Annotated in this window: 4 protein-coding genes; all 4 read right to left on the reverse strand. The window is 54.1% G+C overall.

What is annotated here, in order from left to right; genetic code table 11:
* Window positions 1-434: PEP/pyruvate-binding domain-containing protein (locus QVO51_RS04840; protein ID WP_288167875.1), on the reverse strand; the 434-nt coding region annotated here is incomplete at its 3' end.
* A gap of 215 nt (window positions 435-649) precedes the next feature.
* Window positions 650-931: a hypothetical protein gene (locus QVO51_RS04845; RefSeq protein WP_015557585.1), complete on the reverse strand. Its 282-nt coding sequence runs from the start codon at window positions 929-931 to the stop codon at window positions 650-652.
* An 85-nt stretch (window positions 932-1,016) separates the two neighbouring features.
* A complete protein-coding gene (locus QVO51_RS04850) occupies window positions 1,017-2,495 on the reverse strand; it encodes a DUF4340 domain-containing protein (RefSeq protein ID WP_022357450.1) in 1,479 nt (492 codons plus the stop codon).
* On the reverse strand, window positions 2,492-2,772 hold a 281-nt coding region (locus QVO51_RS04855), incomplete at its 5' end, for a hypothetical protein (protein ID WP_288167876.1). The genes QVO51_RS04850 and QVO51_RS04855, both read right to left, overlap by 4 nt.

Here is a 2,772-nt window from a genome sequence, read left to right on the forward strand (position 1 = left end):
GAGAACATCTGGATGAAACGTCTGTAGGAGTCATATACAAAACGCTCAAACGCCGGATCCGGGTTGCCCTTGATCATAGCGTCAACAACGTCGTCATTCAGACCCAGGTTCAGGATGGTGTCCATCATGCCGGGCATGGATGCACGTGCGCCGGAACGAACGGAAACCAGAAGCGGATTCTTCAGATCGCCGAACTTCTTGCCGTTGATCTCTTCCATCTTCTTGACGCCTTCCATAGCCTGTGCCATGATCTCGTCGTTGATCTTGCGTCCGTCTTCGTAATACTGTGTACAAGCCTCAGTTGTGATAGTGAAGCCCTGCGGTACCGGAAGACCGATGCTGGTCATCTCAGCCAGGTTTGCACCCTTGCCGCCGAGCAGGTTGCGCATGGTCATGTCGCCTTCGCTAAACATGTAGACCCATTTGTTTGCCATTGGTAAATACCTCCATACTTTTTTGATGCCTTCCGGCATCTATTCCCCGGACCCATATGCATAGCACAGCTGTCCGGACTTATAATCATTATACCATACCCATTCCAAAAATGCTAGGGGTTTTCCGAAAAAATTTCCCCTCTCCCAAAAAAGCCGCAGGATTCGCCCTGCGGCTTCATCGGCAGCCCTCCGCAGTCTGTGCAGAGCGGCTTTTATCAAGCTGTTTCCCGCTCTGCCCGATCCAGCCATGCCTTTGCCAGATCCAGTGCATCGTACAGGCTCTCCCGTTCCCCGGTTTTTACAATAGCCTCCATAGGATTCAGTTTTTCATCCGTGCGCATCAGATAGATTTTGATCTTGGACGCCACGTCCAGATCCTGCAGCTTCCGGGTTTCCTGGATCTGCATCCAGACCACATACTCATCGTACATATTCCCGAAGTACAGCTCCTTGTCCTTGCGCACCAGCGGATAGCCCTTGTAGGTGAAAAAACTCATAACACTTGCCCCCTCGTTGTTTCAATGCCGGTCATGCGGCATCTTCCAGGATACCACAGCAGTGCTGCGAAATCTGTCGGATTCCTTACCAGTTGAGAATAAAATCTTGATCCGTATCGTACAGATCCATGTTCTTGAACAGTGTGTCCACAAAGCTCCGGCGGCACATAAAGGCGCATACCCCGTCCACCTCAATGTAGACCTTTCTGCCCTCCGCTTCGTAGAAGGAAACGGTCTGGGTCTTTTTCCCGTCCTGCCGCTCCAGGGTGATGGTCGCCAGAGGATCTCCCTGCACCGTTTCCCCGTTGAGGCAAAGATCCTCTGCGGCGGTTTTCAGCAGGAATACATAGAACTTGCGGAAACGCTCCGGATCTGCCTCCTTGCCGTTTAGCTGTACCTGGTAATCATCCTTGGAGGTACCGGAGCCGGTGAAGGTCATGGTTTCCCGATCCTTTGCCGTTACCGTCAGCTTGCCGATATCCCATACATAGGTGGTGAACACCAGCCCGGAGGAAATGTCCCGGGGCTGTACGGAAATACAGGGCGCAGTTTCTGCGGTAAAGCTGTATGCCACGTCCACCCCGTCATAATAACCGTAATAATATACGGTATCGTCCCCTTCAAGCTGAAAGGACTTGCCGATCTTCAGTGTCTGGATCACGCCGGCATCCGTGGTGACAGTCATGGTGCAGAAGGGATCCTCCAGCCCGTAGGCTTCCAGATCCGCCTGGGTCGGATGCACCTTCACCACGCCGCTGGCAGTCAGACCGTACATGCCCACGGTAATCTTGGAGCCTCTGTCCGGGTTCACGTTGCAGGGCACCGGCTGGGTCATAATGTGGGTGGCGGTGGTGCCGCCGTTTTCTACTTTTGCATAGAAGCTGTCGTATTTCAGCCGGATGTCATAGTCCAGATCCTTGCGCTGGATCAGAATCTCCTCCAGAATGGTTTTATCATCCTCCGCACGCTCCGGCACGATCTCCTTGCTCAGATACTCTCCCTCACCCTTCAGGAAGGGTGACAGCTTATCGCTTGCCACAGTATACACCGTATCCTCCCCCTTGAGGGCAAAATAGGTCTGACTGCTCAGGGGGGAGGCGTTGCCGATGAAGAATGCCTTCACCGTGCCGTCCTGCATGGTCAGCGTCACCGTGGCACGGGGCTTATCAAGCCCGTACTGGGCAAGATCGGAGGTATGCTCCTCCACCGTATTCACGGCAGTGACGGCAACCGCCCGGGATGCCACCGTCCGCAGCAACACTGTGTCCACATTCAGTCCTGTGGTGTTTTCCAGGGTGTAGTTGTACACTGTATTCCCATCGTCATCCTGGGTAGGCGCCTCAGGCAGGATCGTATAGCTGTCGGTGCCGAAGGTTACGGCAACGCTTTTGATATCCTTTTCGTCCAGCTCCCACAACAGGGTGGAATGATCCTCCTGGGAGCTGAGACTGCTGCCGGAAGCGGTACCGGAATCCGGCGCAGTCAGCTTCAGCGCAACCAATGCGCCGGACAGCAGCACCAGAACTCCGGCGCCGATGAGAATGCCCTTGGCAGTTTTGTTCATCGATTTCTTCTCCTTACAAATACAACCAGTCCGATGACCACCACGATCAGCGGGATCACCACGATCACCAGCGTCCGCAGACCGCTGAGCTGTCCCTCGGTAATGGTGATATTGGTCTGCTCCAGCGCCTTGTTGGCGATGACAATGCCGTTCTCCTTGCCTACCATCACGTTGATGGCGGAAATCACATATTCCGCATTGTTATAGGATGCGCTCTGTGCCACATAGTAGTCCAGCATGGAGCAGGAGGACATGACCATCAGCTGGCTGGAGTTCA

It is taken from the genome of Ruminococcus sp. CAG:379 (assembly GCF_000434255.1).
Taxonomy (GTDB): domain Bacteria; phylum Bacillota; class Clostridia; order Oscillospirales; family Ruminococcaceae; genus Ruminococcus_F; species Ruminococcus_F champanellensis.

Excerpts from the sequence above, each read along its gene's own strand:
- QVO51_RS04845 (WP_015557585.1), bottom strand. The coding sequence starts at position 931 with ATGAGTTTTTTCACCTACAAGGGCTATCCGCTGGTGCGCAAGGACAAG.
- QVO51_RS04850 (WP_022357450.1), bottom strand. The coding sequence starts at position 2,495 with ATGAACAAAACTGCCAAGGGCATTCTCATCGGCGCCGGAGTTCTGGTG.